The sequence below is a fragment of the Pseudomonas sp. SO81 genome, from assembly GCF_030374125.1.
In the GTDB taxonomy this organism is placed as follows: domain Bacteria; phylum Pseudomonadota; class Gammaproteobacteria; order Pseudomonadales; family Pseudomonadaceae; genus Aquipseudomonas.
On sequence record NZ_CP126126.1, the window covers coordinates 2,203,748 to 2,222,979 of the forward strand.

Genomic DNA, 19,232 nt, shown 5'->3' on the forward strand with positions numbered 1-19,232 from the left:
GGAAGAGGCGGCGGAGGTACGCTGGAACAGCCGGAAACAAAGGCGATCATGCCTAACCAGCACACCCTCTTCATGACTTTCCCCATCAGGATTGGCAAAATGCCTCGCCCAATTCGCAGTTGCCCTGAGGCGCCAGGGCAGGACAGGCGAGACCATGGATTAGCGCCTCTAAGGAAGGATTATGCCGTCTCCCACTGGTTATACCCCAAGCGTGCTGATTCCTCTCAGCCAGGACTACCTCGTCGACGCCCTCCTCTACGGCAGCGCCTGGCAGTCCACCGCAGGACAAACCACGCTGAGCTACAGCTTCATCACGCCTGGCCAGTCTCGGTTCTCGCCCTACTACAGCAATAACAGGGAATACCTTTCCACTTTCGCGCTTACCGAATCCCAGGCCACGGCAGTGTCCAATGTGCTGGCCAGCTGGAGCGCTGTCGCCAATCTCCAATTCACGGCTGTCAGCGAGACGAGCAGCAGTGTTGGCGACCTGCGCTTCGGCGGTTACTCCGGCATGGATGAGGGCACTCTCGCCTGGGCCTATCTACCTTCGAATGGCCCAGCGGCCGGTGACGTTTGGATCGGCCCGGCCACCTCGTCGGCCGACACCAGTGCAGGCTCTTACGACTTCCTGACTCTTCTCCACGAAGTAGGGCACGCGCTCGGGCTCAAGCACAACTTCTCCACCAGCCCCTATAACTCGACAGTTCTGAGAAATGCGCTCGATGAGGTGGCCTACACCGTCATGAGCTACAACGATGCCTACTCCTTCTATCCCACCACACCCATGGTGCTGGACATCGCGGCCATCCAGTACATCTACGGCGCGAACTACAGCTGGAACCAAGGCGACACCACTTACACCTGGGGTGCAGACGAGCGCATCTTCGAGACCATCTGGGATGGCGGCGGCACCGATACCATAGACGCCAGCAACCAGTTGGCAGCGGTCAAGATCAACCTGAACGAAGGTGCCTACAGCAATATCGGCAAGACCTTCATCGATTACCTATACGGCAACTATCAGTTCAATCAGGGACTGGCGATTGCCCATGGCGCACAGATCGAGAACGCCATAGGCTCAAACCACAACGACACCCTGGTAGGTAACGCGCTCGCCAACGTCCTAACCGGCGGTGCGGGTAACGACCGCCTGGACGGCGGAGCTGGCGCCGATACCCTGCATGGTGGCACCGGCAACGACACCTATGTTGTCGACAACATCGGCGACCTTACAGAGGAACTGGCTGGCGAAGGCACCGATACCATCAGCAGCAACCTGTCCTGGACCCTCGGCGCCGAGCTAGAGAACCTCACCCTCACCGGCACTGCCCATCTCGGCGGCACCGGCAACGCCCTACGCAACAGCATCACCGGCAATGACGGCAACAACATCCTCGACGGCATGGCCGGCGCCGATACCCTCGCCGGTGGCAAGGGCAACGACACCTATCGTGTCGACCTGATCCAGGCCGGCAGCGGCAGCACCGCCACCGCCGCCCTGGAAGACAGCCTCACCGAGGCTGCCAGTGCCGGCACCGATACCGTGCAACTGCGCGGCTCCATTGCCCTGACCCAGGCCACCACCCTCACCCTGGGGACCAACCTGGAGAACCTCGACGCCAGTGCCACCGGCACCACTCGCCTCAACCTGACCGGCAACAGCGCCAACAACCGCATCACTGGCAATGCCGCCGACAATCGCCTCGATGGCGGTGCTGGGGCTGACCGCCTGATCGGCGGCCTGGGCAACGACACCTATGTCGTCGACAATTCCAGTGATCGCATCGAAGAGCTGGTTGATCAGGGTCACGACACTGTCAAAAGCAGTGTTAGCTGGACTCTCGGCAGTGAGCTGGAGAACCTTCTGCTCACCGGTACCACCGCCATCAACGGCACCGGTAACGCCCTCGACAACCAGATCACCGGCAACAGCGCCAATAACGTCCTCAATGGCGGCATCGGCGCCGATACCTTGATCGGCGGCCTGGGCAACGACACCTATGTGGTCGACAACATCAATGACGTCGCCACCGAGCTCGCTGGACAGGGCACCGACACCGTCAGCAGCAACCTGTCCTGGACCCTCGGCGCCGAGTTGGAGAACCTCACTCTCACCGGCACCGCCCATCTCGACGGCACCGGCAACGCCCTGCGCAACAGCATCACCGGCAATGACGGCAACAACATCCTCGACGGCATGGCCGGCGCCGATACCCTCGCCGGCGGCAAGGGCAACGACACCTACATCGTCGACCTGATCCAGGCCGGCAGCGGCAGCACCGCCCTGGAAGACAGCCTCACCGAGGCCGCCAGTGCCGGCACCGATACCGTGCAACTGCGTGGCTCCATTGCCCTGACCCAGGCCACCACCCTCACCCTGGGGGCCAACCTGGAGAACCTCGACGCCAGCGCCACCGGCACCACGCGCCTCAACCTGACCGGCAACAGCGCCAACAACCTCATCACCGGCAATGCCGCCAACAATCGCCTCGATGGCGGTACCGGAGTAGACACCCTGATCGGTGGCCTGGGCAACGACACCTATGTGCTCGATAACGCCCGCGAGCTGAACCTGATCCAGGAGCTGGCCGACGAGGGCACCGACACCCTGCAGATCGCCTATACCAACGCCTCCACCACTGTGGCTCAGAGCATTGATCTGAGCGGTCGCCAGCACCTGGAGAACATCACGCTTACCGGCACCGGCCTGTTCAACCTGACCGGTAACGACGCTAACAACGTGCTGATCGGCAACGCCTCGGTCAACGTACTCACTGGCGGGCTTGGTGACGACCGCCTCGATGGCGGTGCTGGGGCTGACCGCCTGATCGGCGGTCTGGGCAACGACACCTACGTCGTCGACAATGCGGCCGACCGTACCGAGGAGCTCGCTGGCGAAGGCATCGACACCGTCAAGAGCGGCATCTCCTGGACTCTCGGCAGAGAGTTGGAGAACCTTCTACTCACCGGTACCACCGCCATCAACGGCACCGGTAACGCCCTCGACAACCAGATCACCGGCAACAGCGCCAATAACGTCCTCAATGGCGGCATCGGCGCCGATACCTTGATCGGCGGCCTGGGCAACGACACCTATGTGGTCGACAACATCAATGACGTCGCCACCGAGCTCGCTGGACAGGGCACCGACACCGTCAGCAGCAACCTGTCCTGGACCCTCGGCGCCGAGTTGGAGAACCTCACTCTCACCGGCACCGCCCATCTCGACGGCACCGGCAACGCCCTGCGCAACAGCATCACCGGCAATGACGGCAACAACATCCTCGACGGCATGGCCGGCGCCGATACCCTCGCCGGCGGCAAGGGCAACGACACCTACATCGTCGACCTGATCCAGGCCGGCAGCGGCAGCACCGCCCTGGAAGACAGCCTCACCGAGGCCGCCAGTGCCGGCACCGATACCGTGCAACTGCGTGGCTCCATTGCCCTGACCCAGGCCACCACCCTCACCCTGGGGGCCAACCTGGAGAACCTCGACGCCAGCGCCACCGGCACCACGCGCCTCAACCTGACCGGCAACAGCGCCAACAACCTCATCACCGGCAATGCCGCCAACAATCGCCTCGATGGCGGTACCGGAGTAGACACCCTGATCGGTGGCCTGGGCAACGACACCTATGTGCTCGATAACGCCCGCGAGCTGAACCTGATCCAGGAGCTGGCCGACGAGGGCACCGACACCCTGCAGATCGCCTATACCAACGCCTCCACCACTGTGGCTCAGAGCATTGATCTGAGCGGTCGCCAGCACCTGGAGAACATCACGCTTACCGGCACCGGCCTGTTCAACCTGACCGGTAACGACGCTAACAACGTGCTGATCGGCAACGCCTCGGTCAACGTACTCAGCGGCGGGCTTGGTGATGACCGCCTCGACGGCGGAGCCGGTATCGACACCCTGATCGGCGGGCTGGGCAACGACACCTACGTGCTCGACAATGCCAGCGAGCTGAACCTGGTGCAGGAGCTGGCCGACGAGGGCACCGACACCCTGCGGATCGCCTATACCAACGCCTCGACCACCGTGGCTCAGAGCATTGATCTGAGCAGCCGCCAGCACCTGGAGAACATCACCCTCACCGGCACCGGCCTGTTCAACCTGACCGGTAACGACGCCAACAACGTTCTGACTGGCAACGCCGCCAACAATCGCCTCGACGGTGGGGCCGGTGCCGACACCCTGATCGGTGGCCTGGGTCACGATACCTATGTCGTCGACAACGCGAGCGACGTCGTCACCGAATTCACCGGACAGGGCACCGACACCGTCAGCAGCAGCATCTCTTGGACCCTCGGCGCCGAACTGGAGAATCTCGTCCTCACAGGCTCTGATGCCATCAACGGCACCGGCAATGAGGCCAATAACATCCTTACTGGCAACGCTTCCGACAACCTCCTCATCGGCAATGCCGGTGACGATCGCCTCGACGGCGGCGCTGGCTCCGACACCCTGATCGGCGGTCTGGGCAACGACACCTATGTCGTCGACAACATCGACGATGTCGTCACCGAGGTTGCCGGAGAAGGCGCCGACACCGTCAGCAGTAGCCTGTCCTGGACCCTCGGTGCCGAGCTGGAGAACCTCACGCTCACCGGCACCGCCAACCTCGATGGCATCGGCAACGCCCTACGCAACCGCCTCACCGGCAACGACGGCAACAACATCCTCGACGGCGGGGCCGGCGCCGATACCCTCTCCGGCGGCAAGGGCAACGACACCTACATCGTCGATCTCCTCCAGCTGGACATCAATAGCACCACCGCTCTTGAGGACAACATAATCGAAGCAGCCGGTGCTGGTATCGATACCGTGCTATTACGCGGTAACGTCTTGAGCCAGCCTACCACTCTCACCCTCGGGGCCAACCTGGAGAACCTCGATGCCAGCGCCCTCAATGGCATCACCACCCTCAATCTCACAGGCAATGGTGAGGCCAACACCTTGACCGGTGATGCGAATGGCAACAGTCTCGATGGCGGCGCAGGAGCCGACACCCTGATTGGAGGGGGTGGCAATGATTTCCTGTTTGGCAACCTGGGGGCCGATGTCCTGACTGGAGGAGAAGGTGCAGACATCTTCCTGTTCAGAGCACTGAGCGAACTGGGAATGGGTGCGCAGCGTGATGTAATTACCGACTTCAATGCCAGCCAGGGTGACCAGATCAACCTTTCGGCACTCGATGCAAACAGCCTGCTGAGCGGGAACAACGCGTTCACCTTCATCGGCTCGGCGAGCTTCACCGGCTTAGGCCAGCTGCGTTTCCAGAATCAGATTCTCTATGGAAACCTGAGTGGGGATATGAAAGCCGACTTCGAGATCAAACTACTCGGCGTCAGCAGCCTGGATGCCAGCAGCCTGCTTGTCTAAATATCCAGCAGAAATGAAAAGGCCCGCCTATGGCGGGCCTTTTCATTCATCGAGAGACTTAATTGACCTTGGCGGTCAGCTCGCCCTTGGCGTAGCGCTGGTACATGCCCTCGAGGGAGATCGGCTTGATCTTCGAGGCGTTGCCGGCGGTGCCGAAGGCTTCGTAGCGGGCGATGCAGATGTCGCGCATGGCGACGATGGTCTTGGCGAAGAACTTGCGCGGGTCGAACTCGCTCGGGTGCTCGGCCATCATGCGGCGGATGGCGCCGGTGGAGGCCAGGCGCAGGTCGGTGTCGATGTTGACCTTGCGCACGCCGTGCTTGATGCCTTCGACGATCTCCTCGACCGGCACGCCGTAGGTTTCCTTGATGTCGCCGCCGAACTCGTTGATCACCTTCAGCCACTCTTGCGGCACCGAGGAGGAACCGTGCATCACCAGGTGGGTGTTGGGGATGCGTTTGTGGATTTCCTTGATGCGCTCGATGGAGAGCACGTCGCCGGTTGGCGGCTTGGTGAACTTGTAGGCGCCATGGCTGGTGCCGATGGCGATGGCCAGGGCGTCGACCTGGGTGCGCTTGACGAAGTCGGCGGCTTCTTCCGGGTCGGTCAGCAGCTGGCTGTGGTCCAGCACGCCTTCGGCGCCGACACCGTCTTCTTCGCCGGCCATGCCGGTTTCCAGGCTGCCCAGGCAACCCAGCTCGCCTTCCACGGACACGCCGCAGGCGTGGGCGAAGGCGACGGTCTGCTGGGTGACGCGGACGTTGTAGTCGTAGTCGGCCGGGGTCTTGCCGTCTTCCTTAAGCGAGCCGTCCATCATCACCGAGCTGAAGCCCAGCTGGATCGAGCGCTGGCACACGTCCGGGCTGGTGCCGTGGTCCTGGTGCATGCACACCGGGATGTGCGGGAATTCTTCGATGGCAGCCAGGATCAGGTGGCGCAGGAAGGGCGCACCGGCGTATTTGCGGGCACCGGCGGAAGCCTGGACGATCACCGGGGAGTCGGTCTTGTCGGCCGCTTCCATGATCGCGCGCATCTGCTCGAGGTTGTTGACGTTGAAGGCCGGCACGCCGTAGCCGAATTCTGCGGCGTGGTCGAGCATCTGGCGCATGCTGATAAGTGCCATCTGTGAAGCTCCCAAATGAGGGTCGTTAAGTGTGCAAGCCTGCCGCAGGGGCGGGCGTTGTTCAAGTTTCAGGGGATCGGGGGTCAACCCTCTCCGCCCCGCGCGCCAGGGGCACGCGGGATTCGAATCCGGCGGCGCTCGGGCGCCCGCCGCACTGCTCGCCCGGACAGGTCCGAGCCACTGCTAACGCAATTACTGTGCCTTGCAGCCGCGACCGATCAGGTCGTTGTCCGCCACCCGGTACACCAGGCCTTCCTCCCCCTTGCTGTGGAAGGCCAGAACGCCGTCGCTATAGAGCGCACCGGAGCCCGAGGGTTCGCGCTGCAGGCGATGAACGATGTCACCGTCACCCAGACGCAGATCGACCGCCTCGTCGCCGACTGGCCGCCACAGCACTTCGGCCTGGCTGTCGCAGACCCAGCGGGTCCAGCTATCGCTGGGCGTCGGCTGGCCGGCACAGCCGGCCAGCCACACGACGGACAACGCCATCATCACCGCCTTCATCGCTCACTCCATGTCAGGGGCAGTCCTGCTGGGCGCTGCCGTCCACGGTGGGGTCACCGCTGCTCTGCACCTCGACCCGCTGATCGTCCTGGGTGGACGGCAGAATGATTTCCGGCGGGCTGAGCACCTCACAGGTGCTGGGGGCCTTGCCGCTGCAGCCGGCGAGGCCGGCCACACAGAGTAACAGGATGCTGAAGCTGCGCATGACCGTGTTCCTTTCTCCGGGGTTCCTGTGCAAGGGACCGCGGAGCAAGGCGTTTGGTTTAGGCGCCCGCGCTTACTTGGCGCGCTGCTCCAGCACTTCCACGGCCGGCAGGACCTTGCCCTCGACGAACTCGAGGAAGGCGCCACCGCCGGTGGAGATATAGCTGATCCGCTCGTTCACGCCGTACTTGTCGATGGCCGCCAGGGTGTCGCCACCGCCAGCGATGGAGAACGCCGGGCTCTCGGCGATAGCCTGGGCCAGCACCTTGGTGCCGTTGCCGAACTGGTCGAACTCGAACACGCCGACCGGGCCGTTCCACAGGATGGTCTTCGACGACTTCAGCAGCTCGGCGAACTGGGCGGCGGTCTGCGGGCCGATGTCGAGGATCATGTCGTCGTCGGCCACATCGGCGATGGCTTTCACGGTCGCCTCGGCGTCTTCGGCGAAGGCCTTGGCCACTACCACGTCCACCGGCAGCGGCACGCTGACCTTGGCCGCGATGGCCTTGGCGGTGTCGACCAGGTCGGCCTCGTACAGCGACTTGCCGACCTTGTGGCCGGCCGCGGCGAGGAAGGTGTTGGCGATGCCGCCGCCGACGATCAGCTGGTCGCAGATCTCGCTCAGGCTGTTGAGCACGTCGAGCTTGGTGGAAACCTTGGAGCCGGCGACGATGGCGGCCATCGGGCGTTGCGGGTTGCCCAGAGCCTTGCCCAGGGCGTCCAGCTCGGCGGCCAGCAGCGGGCCGGCGGCGGCGACCTTGGCGAACTTGGCCACGCCGTGGGTCGAACCCTCGGCGCGGTGGGCGGTGCCGAAGGCGTCCATCACGAACACGTCGCAAAGCGCGGCGTACTGCTGGGCCAGCTCGTCGGCGTTCTTCTTCTCGCCCTTGTTGAAGCGCACGTTCTCGAACAGCACGATGTCGCCGGCTTTCACCTCGACACCGCCCAGGTAGTCCTTGACCAGCGGCACTTCGCGGCCCAGGGCCTTGCTCAGGTAGGCAGCGACCGGTGCCAGGCTGTTCTCTTCGCTGAACTCACCCTCGGTCGGACGCCCCAGGTGCGAGCAGACCATCACCGCCGCGCCCTTCTCCAGGGCCAGCTTGATGGTCGGCAGGGAGGCGAGGATGCGCGCGTCGCTCTTCACCACGCCGTCCTTCACCGGCACGTTGAGGTCTTCGCGGATCAGCACGCGCTTACCGGCGAGGTCGAGGTCGGTCATCTTCAGAACGGTCATGGTCAGTCCTTCACAAGGGGCTGGTTAGTTGGAAGTCGTGGAGACGGCGAGGAAGTGTTCCGCGACGTCGAGCATGCGGTTGGCGAAGCCCCATTCGTTGTCGAACCAGGCCAGCAGGTTGACCAGGCGCGGGCCGGACACGCGGGTCTGGCTGCCGTCGACGATGGCCGAATGGGCGTCGTGGTTGAAATCGCAACTGGCGTGGGGCAGCTCGGTATAGGCCAGCAGGCCCTTGAGCGGGCCGGCCTCGGCGGCCTGGCGCAGCACCCGGTTGATCTCCTCGGCGGAGGTATCGCGGGCGGTCTGCAGGGTGATGTCCAGGCAGGAGACATTGACCGTCGGCACGCGGATGGCCTTGGCCTGGATGCGCCCGGCCAGTTCCGGCAGCAGGCGCTCGATACCCCGTGCGAGCCCCGTCGAAACAGGGATCACCGATTGGAAGGCCGAGCGCGTGCGGCGCAGGTCTTCGTGGTGGTAGGCGTCGATTACCGGCTGGTCGTTCATCGCGGAGTGAATGGTGGTGATGGAGACGTACTCCAGACCCACCGCCTCGTTGAGAAGTTTCAACAGCGGTACGCCGCAGTTGGTGGTGCAGGAGGCGTTCGAGACCAGGGTCTCGCGGCCGCTCAGCTGCTGCTGGTTGACCCCGTAGACGATGGTGGCGTCGATATCCGCCTCGCTGGCCATCGGCTGGGAGAACAGCACCCGTGGCGCGCCAGCCGCCAGGAAGCGCTCGGCATCGGCGCGGCTGTGGTAGACGCCGGAGCATTCCAGCACCAGGTCGATATCCAGGGCCGCCCAGTCGATGGCCTCCGGCGTGGCCTGGCGCAGCACCTTCACGCAGTCGCCATTGATATGCAGGCAGTCGCCGTCGACCCGCACCTCGCCTGGGAAGCGGCCGTGGGTGGAGTCGAAGCGGGTCAGGTATTCGATGCTGGCCTGGTCGGCCAGATCGTTCAGCGCGACTATCTCGAAACCGGCCGCGGCGCCGCGCTCGTGCAAGGCGCGCAGCACGCAACGACCGATACGGCCGTATCCGTTGAGGGCGACTTTATAGGGGCGTCTGGCCATGGCGGTTCTCGGCGCGGCCCCCTCAGGCGAGGGGGCCAGGCGCATCAGGCGTCGAGCAGCTCTTCGGCGGTTTCCAGGATGTTGGCGACGGTGAAGCCGAACTCCTCGAACAGCGCCGGCGCCGGGGCGGACTCACCGAAGGTGGTCATGCCGATGATGCGGCCTTCCAGGCCCACGTACTTGTACCAGTAGTCCGCGTGGGAGGCCTCGATGGCGATGCGCGCGCCGACCTGCAGCGGCAGCACGGCCTGTTTGTAGGCGGCGTCCTGCTGGTCGAACACGGAAGTCGACGGCATGGACACCACGCGTACCTTGCGGCCCTGCTCGGTCAGCTTGTCGAACGCCTGCACTGCCAGGCCGACTTCCGAACCGGTGGCGATCAGGATCAGTTCCGGCTCGCCGGCGCAGTCCTTGAGCACGTATGCGCCACGGGCGATGTCGGCGACCTGCTGGCCGTCGCGCGCCTGGTGCGGCAGGTTCTGGCGGCTGAAGATCAGCGCGCTCGGGCCGTCGGCGCGCTCGATGGCGTACTTCCAGGCCACCGCGGATTCCACCGCGTCGGCCGGGCGCCAGGTGTCCAGGTTCGGCGTGCCACGCAGGCTGGCCAGCTGCTCGATCGGCTGGTGGGTCGGGCCGTCTTCGCCCAGACCGATGGAGTCGTGGGTGAACACATAGAGCACGCGCTGCTTCATCAGCGCAGACATGCGCACGGCGTTGCGCGCGTATTCCATGAAGATCAGGAAGGTCGCGCCGTAGGGGATGAAGCCGCCGTGCAGGGCGATGCCGTTCATGATCGCGCTCATGCCGAACTCGCGCACGCCGTAGAACAGGTAGTTGCCGGCGGCGTCGGTGGATTCCACGCCCTTGCAGCCCTTCCACAGGGTCAGGTTGGAACCGGCCAGGTCGGCGGAACCGCCGAGGAATTCCGGCAGCAGCGGGCCGAAGGCGTTCAGCGCATTCTGGCTGGCCTTGCGGCTGGCGATGGTCTCGCCCTTGGCGGCGACTTCCTGGACGTAGGCGGCGGACTTCTCGGCGAAATCGGCCGGCAGCTCGCCAGCCAGGCGGCGCTTGAGCTCGGCAGCCAGCTCCGGGTGGGCGGCGGCGTAGGCGGCGAACTTGTCGTTCCAGGCGGCCTCGCGGGCGGCGCCGGCTTCCTTGGCGTCCCACTCGGCGTAGATCTCCGAGGGGATCTCGAACGGACCGTGGCTCCAGTTCAGCGCAGCGCGGGTGGCGGCGATCTCGTCGTTGCCCAGCGGGGCGCCGTGGCACTCTTCCTTGCCGCCCTTGTTGGGCGAACCGAAGCCGATCACGGTCTTGCAGCAGATCAGGGTCGGGCGGTCGCTGGTCTTGCGCGCGGTCTCGATGGCGATCTTGATCTCGTCGGCGTCATGGCCGTCGACGTTGCGGATCACCTGCCAGCCGTAGGACTCAAAGCGCGCCGGGGTGTCGTCGGTGAACCAGCCGTGCACTTCGCCGTCGATGGAGATGCCGTTGTCGTCGTAGAAGGCGATCAGCTTGCCCAGGCCCAGGGTGCCGGCCAGCGAGCAGACTTCATGGCTGATGCCTTCCATCATGCAGCCGTCGCCGAGGAAGGCGTAGGTGAAGTGGTCGACCACTTCATGGCCCGGACGGTTGAACTGGGCGCCCAGTACCTTCTCGGCGATGGCGAAGCCGACGGCGTTGGCGATGCCCTGACCCAGCGGGCCGGTGGTGGTCTCCACGCCCGGGGTGTAGCCGTATTCCGGGTGGCCCGGGGTGCGGCTGTGCAGCTGACGGAACTGCTTGAGGTCGTCCATGGACAGGTCGTAGCCGGTCAGGTGCAGCAGCGAGTAGATCAGCATCGAGCCGTGGCCGTTGGACAGCACGAAACGGTCGCGGTCGGCCCAGTTCGGGTTGCTCGGGTTGTGCTGCAGGAAGTCGCGCCACAGCACTTCGGCGATGTCCGCCATGCCCATCGGGGCACCGGGGTGGCCGCTGTTGGCTTTCTGCACAGCATCCATGCTGAGGGCACGAATGGCATTGGCACGCTCACGACGGCTGGGCATCGCTGAATCTCCTGCGGGGGCTACTTCTAGAAGAAGGGGGCGGTAAAAAGGCGCGTATTTTCGCCCAGCCGAGTGCTCAGGGGCAATGACAGATGGTCGAACGCCCGCGCAGATCGGCGAAAAGCGTGCCGAAGCGCCCCCTCAATCCGCCGTGAACACCCCATGGGCCGGCGCGTTCGGCCCGCTCAGGCAGGGCGCCTCGAACAACTCGCCATGCCATACGCCGCGCAGGGTGCGCTGCAGCACCAGCAGCCAGACCGCCGCCAGTTGCACCGCCAGCACCAGGCCGACCAGGGCGAAGAAGCGCAGCTCGGTCAGGCGCTCCAGCTCGAAGGTGGCCAGGGTGAACACCCCCAGCGGGAAGGTGAAGCCCCACCAGCCCAGGTTGAACGGCATGTTGTCGCGGATGTAGTGGCGGGTGAAGAAGATCGCCGTGACCAGCCACCACAGCCCGGCGCCCCACAGCGCCAGGCCGCCGACCAGGCTCAGGCCGCTGGCCACCTCGGCGGCGCCGGCCATGGCCGTGCCGGCGAAGGCGGCCGGGGCATCCTGGCCCATGGTCAGCAGGCCCAGGCAGCCGGTGGCCAGCGGGCCCAGCGGCAGCCAGCTGGTGGCGGCGAAGTCGGTGTCCGGCAGCTTGTGCAGGGCCAGGCGCAGCAACACCAGGGTGATCAGCGAGAAGGCCAGGGACAGCGACATGCCCCACAGCACGAAACCGACCGCCAGCATCAGCCGCGCGGAAGCCGGATCGAGGTAGGGTGCCAGACCACCGGCGGCACCGGCCGCCACTTCGGGCGCGACGATCGGCAGCAGCCACACGGCGGTCATCTTCTCCAGCGCATGGCTCTGCCGGGTGAACATCAGGTAGGGCACCAGCAGCGCACTGCCCAGCGCCATGGCCGCATCCAGCCACCACAGCACATGCGCCAGCTCATACACACCCTGGCCCCAGCGCGCGGGGCCGAACTGCACCAGCCCGCCGATCAGCATGGCCAGGCCCATGGGAATGGCGCCGAGGAACATCGACTGCACCGGGTGCAGCAGCATCGGCCAGACCGTATCGCGGTGCAGCAGCACGCGACTGAGGAACAGCAGGCTGAACAGGGCGAACAGCAGCAAGCCGAACAGCCACAGCGCCTCGGCCAGGGCCATCTGCCCCGGCAGGGTCCACGGCAGATGGGCGACCACCAAGGCCAGCACACCGGTCCCCATGGTCATGGCGAACCAGTTGGGCGTGAAGTGGCGAACGAAGGCCCAGGGCTCGGGCAGACGGGTAAAGGGGCGCGGCATGAGGATTCCGAACGGCAGACAAGCGAGGCGCCAAGGCTAGGCAAGCGCTTGCCATATGAAAAATACATATTCAGCATGATTCGCATACCTTCTCTTTATGTGTAAGCACCATGAACCTGCACCACCTCAAGGTCTTCCTCGCCGTCGCCGAGGCCGGCAGCATCAGCGCCGGAGCGGCGCGCCTGCATATCAGCCAGCCGGCGGTGACCCGCGAGATCCGCGATCTGGAAGCCAGCCTCGGCCTGGCTTTGTTCGATCGCCACCCGCGCGGCGTGAGGCCGACCGAGGGCGGCCAGCGCCTGCTGCAGTTCGCCGAACGCATCTTCGCCCTGGAGCAGGCGGCCGAGCGCGACCTGCGCGACTACGCCAACCTCAGCCACGGCGAGCTGTACCTGGGCGCCAGCGCCACTCTAGGCGCGTACCTGCTGCCACCGCTGCTCAACCGCTTCCGCCGCCTGCATCCGCAGGTGTTCGTCGACCTGCGAGTGAGCAACACCCATGAAGTCACCCAGCAACTGGACGACGGCAGTATCGCCCTGGGCTTCGTCGAAGGTCCCTTCGCCCAGGACGACTACGCCTGCCACCGCCTGGCCCGCGACCGGCTGCTGCCGGTGGCCGGCCCGTCCCACCCGCTGGCCGGGCGCCGCGGCCTGCACGGGCGCGACCTGCAGGAGCACGACCTGTACCTGCGCGAGCCCGGCTCCGGCGCCCGCGCCAGCATCGAGCAGGCCTACCGCGAGCACGGCCTGCAGGCCGAGGCGCGCATGGCCATCGGCGGCACCGAGGCGCTCAAGCGCCTGATCGCCGGCGGCCATGGCATCGCCTGGCTGTCGCAACTGGTGGTCGAGGATGAACTGGCCGATGGCCGCCTGGTGCGCCTGGACGTGCGCGACCTGCAGATCGAGCGCGACCTGCACATGCTCTGGCGCCGCGACAGCCAGCTGAGCCCGGCACCGGCCGCTTTCCTGGAGCTGCTGACAGGCAATATCAAAACTTTTTGATATTGCTGTTGCTGGATGAAAAGTGAGCGACTAGACTGCCGCCACTATGAATATGCGCGTGCCCCAGCTCCGTTTCGAGCCAGCCGATGAGCTCGCCGCCCTGTGCAAGGCCGGCGGCGATCCGCTGCGCCTGAACGTGCTGCGCGCGCTGGCCAACGACTCGTTCGGCGTACTGGAACTGGCGCAGATCTTCGCCATCGGTCAGTCGGGCATGAGCCACCACCTCAAGGTGCTGGCCCAGGCCGGTCTGGTGGCCACACGGCGCGAAGGCAATGCGGTGTTCTACCGCCGCGCCCTGCCCCAGGGCGAACTGCTCGGCGGTGCCCTGCATGCCGCGCTGCTGCAGGAAGTCGAAGAGCTGCAGCTGCCGGCCGACGTGCAGCAGCGCATCGCCGCCGTGCACGCCCAGCGCGCCGCGGCCAGCCGCGACTTCTTCGCCAAGACGGCGGACAAGTTCCAGGCCCAGCAGGACCTGATCGCCGGCCTGCCGCAGTACCGCGACAGCGTGCTGGCCCTGCTCGATGCGCTGAATTTCGCGCCGAACAGCACGGCGCTGGAAGTCGGCCCCGGCGACGGCGGTTTCCTGCCCGAGCTGGCGCGCCGCTTCGGCAAGGTGGTGGCGCTGGATAACAGCACGGCGATGCTGGAGCTGGCCCGCCAGCGCTGCGAGCAAGAACAACTGGGCAATGTTCAGCTACTGCTCGCCGATGCCCTGAACGACGAGATCGGCGCTGCCGACTGCGTGGTGGTGAACATGGTCCTGCACCATTTCGCCGCCCCGGCCGAAGCGCTGAAACAGCTGGCCCGCCTGGTGAAGAACGGCGGCAGCCTGCTGGTGACCGAGTTGTGCAGCCATGACCAGAGTTGGGCCAGGACGGCCTGCGGCGATCTCTGGCTCGGCTTCGAACAGGAAGATCTGGCCCGCTGGGCCGATGCCGCGGGGCTCACGCCCGGCGAGAGCCTCTATGTGGGCCTCAAGAACGGCTTTCAGATTCAGGTACGGCACTTCGCCAAGCCGGATGCGAAGCAAAACCAGGAATGAATAGGATTTTGAAATGAGCGAATACTCCCTGTTTACCTCCGAGTCCGTGTCCGAAGGCCATCCGGACAAGATCGCCGACCAGATTTCCGATGCCGTCCTCGACGCCATCATCGCCCAGGACAAACACGCCCGCGTGGCCGTGGAAACCCTGGTCAAGACCGGCGTCGCCATCGTCGCCGGCGAAGTCACCACCAGCGCCTGGGTCGACCTCGAGCAGATCGTCCGCGACGTCATCTGCGACATCGGCTACACCAGCTCCGACGTCGGCTTCGACGGCGCCACCTGCGGCGTGATGAACATCATTGGCAAGCAGTCCCCGGACATCAACCAGGGTGTCGACCGCGCCAAGCCGGAAGACCAGGGTGCCGGTGACCAGGGCCTGATGTTCGGCTACGCCAGCAACGAAACCGACGTGCTGATGCCGGCGCCGATCCGCTTCTCCCACGCCCTGGTCGAGCGCCAGGCCGAGGCGCGCAAGTCCGGTCTGCTGACCTGGCTGCGCCCGGACGCCAAGTCCCAGGTCACCTGCCAGTACGAGAACGGCAAGGTAGTCGGCATCGACGCCGTGGTGCTGTCCACCCAGCACAACCCGGAAGTGTCGCTGAGCGACCTGCGTGAAGGCGTGATGGAGCTGATCATCAAGCACGCGCTGCCGGCCGAACTGCTGCACAAGGACACCCAGTTCCACATCAACCCAACCGGCAACTTCGTGATCGGCGGCCCGGTGGGCGACTGCGGTCTGACCGGCCGCAAGATCATCGTCGACTCCTACGGCGGCATGGCCCGTCACGGCGGCGGCGCCTTCTCCGGCAAGGACCCATCCAAGGTCGACCGTTCGGCTGCCTACGCAGGCCGTTATGTCGCCAAGAACATCGTGGCCGCCGGCCTGGCCGACCGCTGCGAGATCCAGGTGTCCTACGCCATCGGCGTGGCCCAGCCGACCTCCATCTCGATCAACACCTTCGGCACCCACAAGATCGCCGAAGACAAGATCATCAAGCTGGTGCGTGAAGTGTTCGACTTGCGTCCATACGCCATCACCAAGATGCTCAACCTGCTGCACCCGATGTACCAGGAGACCGCAGCCTACGGTCACTTCGGCCGCACCCCGCAGCAGAAGACCGTCGGCGACGACACCTTCAGCACCTTCACCTGGGAGAAGACCGACAAGGTCGCCGACCTGCGCGCCGCTGCCGGCCTGTAAGGCTATCCCGCAATGCAAAAAGCCCCGCCTAGTGCGGGGCTTTTTGTTGGTGGGCGAAACCCCACCCGGCTCAGAGATGGAAGGAGAAACCCAGGCCGCCGTCGGCGAAACGCAGTGCGCCCGCGAAATACATCAGCGCCGTTCCCACCACCATGGTCATCAGCGGCGCGCGGATGGGCGGCTCGTACAGCGAGAAGATCCCCTGGGCCAGGGGCGGAAAAATGAAATTCAGCACCACGCACAGCATGGACACCTGAATCCCCCTGGCTACCGACCAGATCCAGCCGCCGACCAGCACAAAGAAACCGATAGTCGCCATATACACCTCCTTGTTGAGCAGACTCCTGCATGGCGGCGCAATGCTATCAGCCGCAACCCCATAGGGCGACTAGGCTATTGCCACCCTCATCGAGCAAGGATGCTCTCCATGCCATACCGCATCGCGCTATGCCTCTGCCTGTTCGCCGGCCATCTCGCCGCCACTCCCTGCCCCGACTGGCCCGCCACCCAGGGCACCGAAGAAATCGCCGCCCTCGAGCGGCGCATCGCCGAGTGGGATCGGGCCTATCACGTCGATGGCCAGGCGCAGATCGACGATGAGCTCTATGACCAGAGCCGCGCTCGCCTCGAGCAGTGGCAGGCCTGCTTTGCTCAACAACATGCCGCTGCGCCTGCCGCAGCGCTGCAAGGCGCCGGCGGCCCGGTTGCGCATCCGGTCGCCCAGACCGGGCTGGCCAAGCTGCGTGACGAAGCGGCCGTACGCAGCTGGATGGCCGGACGCGACGATCTGTGGATTCAACCCAAGGTCGACGGCGTGGCCGTCACCCTGGTCTATCGCGATGGCCGATTGCAGCAGGCGATCAGCCGTGGTGACGGTCGCAGCGGCCAGGACTGGACCGCCCGCGCCAGGCTGATCGAGGCCATTCCCCGGCAACTGCCGCGACACGGCGAACTTATCCTGCAGGGCGAGCTGTACTGGCGCACGCCCGGCCATGTGCAGGCCCGCGACGGCGGCAACGGCCTGCGTGGCAAGGCCGCCGGCGCCATGGCGCGCGGCACGCTGGACGCCGAACGGGCCGCCGCCATCGGCCTGTTCGTGTGGGACTGGCCCAATGGCCCGGCCGGCATGGTCCAACGCCTGCAGGGGCTACGCGAGCTGGGCTTCGCCGACAGCGCTGAGCTGACCCAGCCCCTGCGCTCGGCGACAGAGGCCGGTCAGTGGCGCGAGCGCTGGTACCGCACCGAACTGCCCTTCGCCAGTGATGGCGTAGTGCTGCGCCAAGGCCGGCGGCCGAGCGGCGAGAGCTGGATCGCCGAGCCACCGAGCTGGGCCGCCGCCTGGAAGTACCCGCCGCGCCAGGCGCTGGCGCAAGTGCGTGCCGTGCAGTTTCAGATCGGCCGCACCGGGCGCATCACTCCGCTGCTGCAGCTGCAACCGGTCGAGTTGGATGGCCGCCGGGTGAGCCGCGTCGGCCTCGGCTCGCTGCAACGCTGGCAGGCGCTGGATATCCGCCCCGGCGACCAGGTGGCGATCGCCCTGGCCGGCCTGACTATTCCGCGGCTGGACGGCGTGGTCTGGCGTAGCCAGCAGCGCAGCACGCTGGCCATTCCCGATCCGGCCGCCCACCACCCGCTCAGCTGCTGGCGCCCGACGTCCGGCTGCGAGAGCCAGTTCGCCGCGCGCCAGCAATGGCTGAGCGGCAAGCAGGGCCTGGCGCTGCCCGGCGTCGGCGCCGGCACCTGGGAGAAACTGCGTCTGCAGGGGCTGCTCGACTGGCTGGAATTGCAGGAGAGCGAACTGGCCACGCGCCCGGGCTTCGGCCAGCGCAGCGCCGCCAACCTGCACGGCAGCTTCGCCAGCGCCCGGCGGCGCCCGTTCCAGCAGTGGCTGCGCGCCCTGGGACTGCCGCCCAGCGGCTCGGCACCGCTGCAAGACGACTGGGCGACATTGGCCGCCCGCGATGCCGCGGATTGGGACGCCTACGGCGGCATCGGCCCGACCCGTGCCGCACAGCTGGCGGCCTTCTTCCGTCACCCGGAAGTGCTGCGTCTGCGCGAGCAGCTGCAACGCGCCGGAGTGGCGGGTTTCTAGTAAATGCGAAACTCTTCGTGGCAGGCCTTGCAGGCGCCCTCGACCTTGGCCACCGGCGCGCCCAGCGCCTCGGCGCGCAACGGTTTGACCTGAGCCTGGCTGCGCAGCTCGGCGGTGGCCACCTCCAGCTCGCGCGCCAGCTGCTGGAAACGCTCCTGGCGTTGCCAGACGTCGTCACGCGCATGGCTGTCTTCGCCGGCTTCCTGCACCTGGGGGAAATGCTGCCAGGGCTGGCGCGACAGCTCGTCGAGGCGGATAGCACCTGCGGTGAAGTTCTTTTCATTGAAGCTCAGGCGTCCGCGCAGCATGCCGCCCAGGTCTTCGCTGGTGCGCAGCATGTCCTTGAACAGCGCCTGGCGCTTGCCCAGTGGCGAGTCGGGATCGACCCGGTCGCAGGCGGCGAGCAGGGTACAGGCCAGCAGGGCCAGGAGGATTTTCGACTTCATCGTTACGACTGGCTGGGAACGGAGGGCGACAGTATTGCCACTCTCCGCCCCGCGGCCAAGGGTTAGGATGCCGCAGCCTGCTCCGGGAAGCGGTCGCGGATGTAGCTGATCTGCGTCTTGCCGTGCGGCGTCGCCAGGCCATCCGCATCCACGTTGACGAACACCAGCTTGTCGATGGTCAGGATGCTCTTGCGGGTGATCTTGTTGCGCACCTCGCAACGCAGGGTCAGCGACGTGCGGCCGAACTCGGTGGCGGTGATGCCCAGTTCGATGATGTCGCCCTGGCGCGCCGAGCTGACGAAGTTGATTTCGGAGATCAGCTTGGTCACCACCCGCTGGCTGTCGAGCTGGATGATGGCGTAGATCGCCGCCTCCTCGTCGATCCATTTCAGCAGGCTGCCACCGAACAAGGTGCCGTTGGGGTTGAGGTCTTCGGGTTTCACCCATTTGCGTGTGTGGAATTTCATCGCCACTTCTCCTGTCTGGTCGGTCAGTTTCGAGCGACAGGATGAACCGTAACGGCGCCGATTTCCCGGCAAGGTTTTCAATCGTCCCGATAGAAGCGCGCGACGGAAGACCTTGGGCTA

At 65.6% G+C, this 19,232-nt stretch carries 15 protein-coding genes; 5 read left to right on the forward strand and 10 right to left on the reverse strand.

Annotated elements, in window-relative coordinates; translation table 11 throughout:
* Positions 1-181 precede the first annotated feature (181 nt).
* Positions 182-5,389, forward strand: coding sequence for a M10 family metallopeptidase (locus OH686_RS10505; RefSeq protein WP_289538396.1), 5,208 nt, complete (start codon positions 182-184; stop codon positions 5,387-5,389).
* 58 nt (positions 5,390-5,447) lie between these two features.
* On the opposite strand, the gene fba is transcribed toward OH686_RS10505, so the two are convergent.
* The 7 genes from fba to OH686_RS10540 all read right to left on the reverse strand — a co-directional run bounded on the left by fba (position 5,448) and on the right by OH686_RS10540 (position 12,860).
* Positions 5,448-6,512 (reverse strand): class II fructose-bisphosphate aldolase, encoded by a 1,065-nt coding sequence (fba, locus tag OH686_RS10510; RefSeq protein ID WP_289538398.1) that lies wholly within the window; start codon positions 6,510-6,512, stop codon positions 5,448-5,450.
* Positions 6,513-6,704: 192 nt separating this feature from the next.
* Positions 6,705-7,016: an MliC family protein gene (locus OH686_RS10515; protein WP_289538400.1), complete on the reverse strand. Its 312-nt coding sequence runs from the start codon at positions 7,014-7,016 to the stop codon at positions 6,705-6,707.
* A gap of 13 nt (positions 7,017-7,029) precedes the next feature.
* A complete protein-coding gene (locus OH686_RS10520) occupies positions 7,030-7,221 on the reverse strand; it encodes a putative periplasmic lipoprotein (RefSeq protein WP_137973608.1) in 192 nt (63 codons plus the stop codon).
* Between the two features lie 72 nt (positions 7,222-7,293).
* Entirely contained in the window at positions 7,294-8,454 is a 1,161-nt protein-coding gene (locus OH686_RS10525) for a phosphoglycerate kinase (protein WP_289538402.1), read from the reverse strand.
* A 24-nt stretch (positions 8,455-8,478) separates the two neighbouring features.
* Positions 8,479-9,525 (reverse strand): erythrose-4-phosphate dehydrogenase, encoded by a 1,047-nt coding sequence (epd, locus tag OH686_RS10530; RefSeq protein ID WP_137973610.1) that lies wholly within the window; start codon positions 9,523-9,525, stop codon positions 8,479-8,481.
* Between the two features lie 44 nt (positions 9,526-9,569).
* A complete protein-coding gene (tkt, locus tag OH686_RS10535; RefSeq protein ID WP_289538405.1) occupies positions 9,570-11,570 on the reverse strand; it encodes a transketolase in 2,001 nt (666 codons plus the stop codon).
* Positions 11,571-11,711: 141 nt separating this feature from the next.
* Positions 11,712-12,860, reverse strand: coding sequence for a TDT family transporter (locus tag OH686_RS10540; RefSeq protein WP_289538408.1), 1,149 nt, complete (start codon positions 12,858-12,860; stop codon positions 11,712-11,714).
* Between the two features lie 110 nt (positions 12,861-12,970).
* On the opposite strand from OH686_RS10540, the gene OH686_RS10545 reads away from it, so the two are divergent.
* Genes OH686_RS10545 through metK form a run of 3 tightly spaced genes read left to right on the forward strand, consistent with a single transcriptional unit; the run spans position 12,971 to position 16,107 of the window.
* A complete protein-coding gene (locus OH686_RS10545; RefSeq protein ID WP_289538410.1) occupies positions 12,971-13,861 on the forward strand; it encodes a LysR family transcriptional regulator in 891 nt (296 codons plus the stop codon).
* A gap of 46 nt (positions 13,862-13,907) precedes the next feature.
* Complete coding sequence (locus tag OH686_RS10550) at positions 13,908-14,903, forward strand: ArsR/SmtB family transcription factor (protein ID WP_289538412.1); 996 nt, start codon at positions 13,908-13,910, stop codon at positions 14,901-14,903.
* A gap of 13 nt (positions 14,904-14,916) precedes the next feature.
* The gene (gene metK / locus OH686_RS10555; protein ID WP_289538414.1) at positions 14,917-16,107 is read left to right on the forward strand and encodes a methionine adenosyltransferase; all 1,191 of its coding nucleotides are present in this window, start codon (positions 14,917-14,919) and stop codon (positions 16,105-16,107) included.
* Positions 16,108-16,177: 70 nt separating this feature from the next.
* Here metK and OH686_RS10560 read toward each other — a convergent pair whose 3' ends face one another.
* Complete coding sequence (locus tag OH686_RS10560; protein ID WP_289538416.1) at positions 16,178-16,426, reverse strand: hypothetical protein; 249 nt, start codon at positions 16,424-16,426, stop codon at positions 16,178-16,180.
* A 108-nt stretch (positions 16,427-16,534) separates the two neighbouring features.
* On the opposite strand from OH686_RS10560, the gene ligB reads away from it, so the two are divergent.
* The gene (gene ligB / locus OH686_RS10565; protein WP_289538418.1) at positions 16,535-18,199 is read left to right on the forward strand and encodes an NAD-dependent DNA ligase LigB; all 1,665 of its coding nucleotides are present in this window, start codon (positions 16,535-16,537) and stop codon (positions 18,197-18,199) included.
* Here ligB and OH686_RS10570 read toward each other — a convergent pair.
* On the reverse strand, positions 18,196-18,645 hold the full coding sequence (locus OH686_RS10570; protein WP_289538420.1) for a c-type cytochrome: 450 nt from the start codon (positions 18,643-18,645) through the stop codon (positions 18,196-18,198). The two genes, ligB and OH686_RS10570, sit on opposite strands and share 4 nt — an antisense overlap.
* 62 nt (positions 18,646-18,707) lie before the next feature.
* Positions 18,708-19,112 (reverse strand): acyl-CoA thioesterase, encoded by a 405-nt coding sequence (locus tag OH686_RS10575; RefSeq protein WP_289538422.1) that lies wholly within the window; start codon positions 19,110-19,112, stop codon positions 18,708-18,710.
* Positions 19,113-19,232: the final 120 nt, after the last annotated feature.

Coding starts and splice junctions, on each gene's coding strand:
- OH686_RS10505 (WP_289538396.1), top strand. CDS start 182: ATGCCGTCTCCCACTGGTTATACCCCAAGCGTGCTGATTCCTCTCAGC.
- fba (WP_289538398.1), bottom strand. CDS start 6,512: ATGGCACTTATCAGCATGCGCCAGATGCTCGACCACGCCGCAGAATTC.
- OH686_RS10515 (WP_289538400.1), bottom strand. CDS start 7,016: ATGAAGGCGGTGATGATGGCGTTGTCCGTCGTGTGGCTGGCCGGCTGT.
- OH686_RS10520 (WP_137973608.1), bottom strand. CDS start 7,221: ATGCGCAGCTTCAGCATCCTGTTACTCTGTGTGGCCGGCCTCGCCGGC.
- OH686_RS10525 (WP_289538402.1), bottom strand. CDS start 8,454: ATGACCGTTCTGAAGATGACCGACCTCGACCTCGCCGGTAAGCGCGTG.
- epd (WP_137973610.1), bottom strand. CDS start 9,525: ATGGCCAGACGCCCCTATAAAGTCGCCCTCAACGGATACGGCCGTATC.
- tkt (WP_289538405.1), bottom strand. CDS start 11,570: ATGCCCAGCCGTCGTGAGCGTGCCAATGCCATTCGTGCCCTCAGCATG.
- OH686_RS10540 (WP_289538408.1), bottom strand. CDS start 12,860: ATGCCGCGCCCCTTTACCCGTCTGCCCGAGCCCTGGGCCTTCGTTCGC.
- OH686_RS10545 (WP_289538410.1), top strand. CDS start 12,971: ATGAACCTGCACCACCTCAAGGTCTTCCTCGCCGTCGCCGAGGCCGGC.
- OH686_RS10550 (WP_289538412.1), top strand. CDS start 13,908: ATGAATATGCGCGTGCCCCAGCTCCGTTTCGAGCCAGCCGATGAGCTC.
- metK (WP_289538414.1), top strand. CDS start 14,917: ATGAGCGAATACTCCCTGTTTACCTCCGAGTCCGTGTCCGAAGGCCAT.
- OH686_RS10560 (WP_289538416.1), bottom strand. CDS start 16,426: ATGGCGACTATCGGTTTCTTTGTGCTGGTCGGCGGCTGGATCTGGTCG.
- ligB (WP_289538418.1), top strand. CDS start 16,535: ATGCCATACCGCATCGCGCTATGCCTCTGCCTGTTCGCCGGCCATCTC.
- OH686_RS10570 (WP_289538420.1), bottom strand. CDS start 18,645: ATGAAGTCGAAAATCCTCCTGGCCCTGCTGGCCTGTACCCTGCTCGCC.
- OH686_RS10575 (WP_289538422.1), bottom strand. CDS start 19,112: ATGAAATTCCACACACGCAAATGGGTGAAACCCGAAGACCTCAACCCC.